Below are 4,587 nucleotides of genomic sequence, written 5' to 3' on the forward strand. Positions count from 1 at the left end.
GTCCACGCCAGCGCCCGGCGGGCAAAGGCCTGCAACGCAGCCTGCCGTGGCTGTGCGGCGCCTTGCTGATTGCCGCCATGCTGCTGTGGCTCAACGACCGCCAGCGCGTGCTCGACAGCATGCAGCAAAGCGTGCGCGCGCAAAAAGCCCAGGTCGCCCAGATCCAGGCCCTGCGCCAGCAACTGCTCAATACCCGTGGCGCCGCGCAGTACCTGATTCGCCGCAAGACCGCCCAACCGCCGCTGGCCGGGCTGCTCAACGAACTGACCGCCTGCCTGCCGTCCGACACCTGGATCGACCAGTTGGAAGTCAACGACGGCGCCGACGTTTCATTCTCCGGGCAAAGCGCCAAGGCCAGTGCCCTGATCACCCGCATCAAGGGCTGCCACAGCCTGGAAAATGCCCAGTTCGAAGGGGTGATCCAACCCGACGCGCAAACCGGCAAGGATCAATTTTCCTTGCGCGCCCACCTGCACCAGGAGGCCGCCGATGCGCCGACCACTGACACCCCGTGAGCGCCGTGGCGCAGCCCTGATCGGCCTGGCCCTGGTGCTCGGCGCCGCGTATTGGCTATTGGTCGACAGCTGGTTCGCCGGCCCCTTGCGCGAGATGGGCGAGCAGGCCGAGCAGCTGCGCGAACAGCAGCAACGCTACGCCGGCATATTGCGCCAGGGTGATTCCCTGCGTCAGCAACTCGAGGAGGCCCGCCAGGACCCGGCCAGCAGCACCAGCCTGCTGCCCGGCGATGACCCCAGCGCCGTGGCGGCGGACCTGATGCAACGCATCGCCGACCTGATCAACAGCCGCGCCGGCCTCGGTGGCGGCTGCAGCCTCACGCAGCGCATGCCGATCACCCCCGAGCAGGACGACAGCGAACCCTACCGCCAAGTCAAAGTCAGCCTGACCCTGAACTGCGCCATCGAACCCTTGACCGCGATCCTGCATGAGCTGGAGTACCAGCGCCCGTTTCTGTTTGTCGATGAGATGAGCATCCGCCGTGGGCCGAACGCGCCCGCCAGCGGTGGTGCCGGTCAACTGGTGGTGCACCTGCTCGTGCGTGGCTACCTGCAACCGGCTTCCGCCGCGCAGGTGCGCCGATGATCAACGCACTGCGTCCCCTGGAGTGGCTGTTGCTCGGCGTGGCCGGGCTGTTGGGCCTGTTGATGGTCGGCATCCTCAGCAGCATCGGCGATGCGCCTGAGTGGTTGCCGGCGCCCGAACCCGATGCGCGCGCCAACGCCACGGCCAAGGTACTGGTGGCCCCGAGCGCAACCCTGGAAAGCCTCGCCGGCACCTGGCAGGCGCCGCTGTTCAGCCCTGACCGCAGCCCTGACCGCGCGGTTGGCCAAGCCGCCGTTTCCAGCCTGTCGAGCCTGACGCTGACCGGCATCGTACTGGACGGCGACCTGCGCGTCGCACTGCTCAAACGCGCGGACGGCCCGCCCTTGAAAGTCCACCAGGACCAGACCCTGCCCAACGGCTGGCGCCTGGAACACCTGACACCCCGCGAAGCCCGCTTTGTCCTCGACGGCCGCACGCAGACCCTGAGCCTGCGAGGCCTGCGTCTGCCGCCGCCGTCGACCACACCCCCGATTACCCTTCCTCACGAGTCCGCCCCTTGATCGATACATTCCCCGGCGCTTTGCGCACCACCGTGTTTTGCCTGGCCACCGCCGTTTCCCTCGGTGGCTGCGGCACATTCCCTGAGCATCTGGACCCGGACGAGGCCTTGCTGCATGAGGCGATGCAGGGCACCGGCGCGCAACGCCCGCCCGTGGACCCGGCCAGCGAACAGGCCCCGGTCGACAGCAGCCAGCCCCAGGCCAAGACGCCGCCCCAGCGCCAATTGATTCGCGGCAACCAGCAGTTCGTGCGCCAACCCACAGCGGCCCCGGCCGGCAAGGCGCAGGCGGGCGGCGACATCGTGTTCAACTTCGCCGACCAGCCAATCGAGGCGGTGATCAACAGCGTGATGGGCGACCTGCTGCATGAGAACTACAGCATTGCCCAGGGGGTGAAGGGTAACGTCAGCTTTTCCACCTCCAAACCGGTGAACAAGGAGCAGGCGCTGTCGATTCTCGAAACCCTGTTGTCGTGGACCGACAACGCCATGATCAAGCAGGGCAACCGCTATGTGATTTTGCCGGCCAACCAGGCGGTGGCGGGCAAGCTGGTGCCGCAGATGCGCGTGGCGCAACCGTCCAACGGCTTGTCGGCGCGACTGTTTCCACTGCGTTATATCTCGGCCACCGAGATGCAGAAATTGCTCAAGCCGTTTGCCCGCGAGAATGCCTTTCTGCTGGTTGACCCGGCGCGCAATGTGCTGAGCCTGGCCGGTACCCCGGAGGAGCTGGCCAACTATCAGGACACCATCGACACCTTTGACGTGGACTGGCTCAAGGGCATGTCGGTGGGTGTGTTCGGCCTGCAACGCGCCTCCGTCGCCGAACTGATGCCCGAGCTGCAAAAAATGTTCGGGCCCGACAGTGGCATGCCGTTGGCGGGCATGGTGCGGTTCTTGCCGATCGAGCGCACCAACTCGGTGGTCGCGATCTCGTCGCAGCCGCAGTACCTCAGCGAAGTCGGTGACTGGATTCACACCATCGACGAAGGCGGCGGCAACGAGCCGCAGATGTATGTGTACGACGTGCGCAACATGAAGGCCACCGACCTGGCCAAGTACCTGCGGCAGATCTACGGCAGCGGAGCGATCAAGGACGACGCCCCGGCCAAGGTCGCGCCGGGTTTGCGCACCGCGACCCTGTCATCGCCCGGCACCAACAGCACGTCCGGCAGCACGCCTGGCGGCTTGAGCAATAACCTGAATAACAACCAGCCTGCCGCGGAGGATGAGGAACAGGAGCCACAAGCCGAGGACACTGTCGAGCAAGACAGCACCGAAGGCGCGCCGGCCAAAAGCCTCGACGCCGGTACGCGCATCACCGCGCAAAAAAGCAGTAACCAGCTGCTGGTGCGCACGCGCCCGGTGCAGTGGAAAGAGATCGAATCGGCGATCAAACGCCTCGACAATCCGCCGCTGCAAGTGCAGATCGAGACGCGCATCCTTGAGGTCAAACTCACCGGTGAACTGGACCTGGGCGTGCAGTGGTACCTCGGCCGCCTGGCCGGCAATTCCACCAGCACCACGGTGGCGAACGCCTCCGGCAGCCAGGGCGCGTTGGGCGGTGGCGGGGCCGGGCTGGGGGCGGCGGACTCTTTGTTCTATTCCTTCGTCAGCTCCAACCTGCAAGTGGCCCTGCACGCCCTGGAAACCAACGGCCGCACCCAGGTGCTGTCGGCGCCGTCGCTGGTGGTGATGAACAACCAGCCGGCGCAGATTCAGGTGGGCGATAACATTCCTATCAGCCAGACCACGGTGAACACGGGGGCTTCCGACACTACCTTGAGCAGTGTGGAGTATGTGCAGACGGGTGTGATTCTGGATGTGGTGCCGCGGATTAATCCGGGTGGCCTGGTGTATATGGATATTCAGCAACAGGTCAGTGATGCGCAGGATCAGGCATCGTCGAGTAATGACACGCCGAATAATCCGCGTATCTCCACACGGTCGGTGTCGACTCAGGTCGCCGTGCAGAGCGGGCAGACGGTGTTGTTGGGCGGATTGATCAAACAGGACAACTCCGATTCCGTCAGTGCCGTGCCGTACCTGGGCAAGATCCCCGGCTTGCGCTGGTTGTTCGGCAACACCAGCAAATCCAAGGACCGTACCGAATTGATTGTGCTGATCACGCCCAGGGTGATTACCAGCAGCAGCCAGGCACGGCAGGTGACGGATGACTATCGCCAGCAGATGCAGCTGTTGCGGCCTGCGCAGTAAATTTGCCCGCACCCGGCGCCGACCGGCACATCGTGTCTATCCCGACAAAATGTGCGAGGGGGCTTGCCCCCGATGGCAGTGTGTCAGTCACTGATGCACCCACTGACCGGGCCTCATCGGGGGCAAGCCCCCTCCCACATAACGGTTAGCCACGGATTCAAGCCTGCATTCGGCCGCGGCCTTGGAGCCGACCGATCTCTTGTGTCGAGCCCGATCCAAATGTGGGAGGGGGCTTGCCCCCGATGGCAGTGTGTCAGTCACTGATGCACCCACTGACCGGCCCTCATCGGGGGGCCCCCTCCCACATAAAAGCGGTTAGCCACGGATTCAAGCCTGCGTTCGGCCGCGGCCTTGGAGCCGACCGATCTCTTGTGTCGAGCCCGATCCAAATGTGGGAGGCGGCTTGCCCCCGATGGCAGTGTCAGTCACTGATGCACTCACTGACCGGGCCTCATCGGGGGCAAGCCCCCTCCCACATAAAAGCGGTTAGCCACGGATTCAGGCCTGCATTCGGCCGCGGCCTTGGAGCCGACTGATCTCTTGTGTCGAGCCCGATCCAAATGTGGGAGGCGGCTTGCCCCCGATGGCCATAGGTATCTACACAACTCTGTAGCGCTCAACCGTAACCACGATGCGAAGCGAGTCGCTCTTGATCTTGATCTCAGGCGCCCCGTTAAACCACGCTGGCCGAACGCAGGCTTGAATTCGTGGGTAACCCGGCAGGACGCCGGGTTAGCCGCACTGGGCCA

Annotated in this window: 4 protein-coding genes; all 4 read left to right on the plus strand. The window is 64.6% G+C overall.

Annotated features, from left to right (window positions below; all coding sequences use genetic code 11):
• Positions 1 to 515 (plus strand): PilN domain-containing protein (locus BFP96_RS24075; RefSeq protein WP_139113441.1); only part of this gene is annotated, 515 nt, incomplete at its 5' end.
• Positions 490 to 1,101, plus strand: a complete 612-nt coding sequence (gene gspM / locus BFP96_RS24080) for a type II secretion system protein GspM (protein ID WP_065887267.1) — start codon at positions 490 to 492, stop codon at positions 1,099 to 1,101. The genes BFP96_RS24075 and gspM, both read left to right, overlap by 26 nt.
• Positions 1,098 to 1,622 (plus strand): general secretion pathway protein GspN, encoded by a 525-nt coding sequence (locus tag BFP96_RS24085; protein WP_065887213.1) that lies wholly within the window; start codon positions 1,098 to 1,100, stop codon positions 1,620 to 1,622. Before gspM ends, BFP96_RS24085 begins: the two co-directional genes overlap by 4 nt.
• The gene (gspD, locus tag BFP96_RS24090; protein ID WP_065937139.1) at positions 1,619 to 3,838 is read left to right on the plus strand and encodes a type II secretion system secretin GspD; all 2,220 of its coding nucleotides are present in this window, start codon (positions 1,619 to 1,621) and stop codon (positions 3,836 to 3,838) included. Before BFP96_RS24085 ends, gspD begins: the two co-directional genes overlap by 4 nt.
• The last annotated feature ends 749 nt before the right edge of the window (positions 3,839 to 4,587 follow it).

Origin of the sequence: Pseudomonas sp. 34 E 7 (genome assembly GCF_900005715.1) — a bacterium.
Taxonomy (GTDB): Bacteria; Pseudomonadota; Gammaproteobacteria; order Pseudomonadales; family Pseudomonadaceae; genus Aquipseudomonas; species Aquipseudomonas orientalis_A.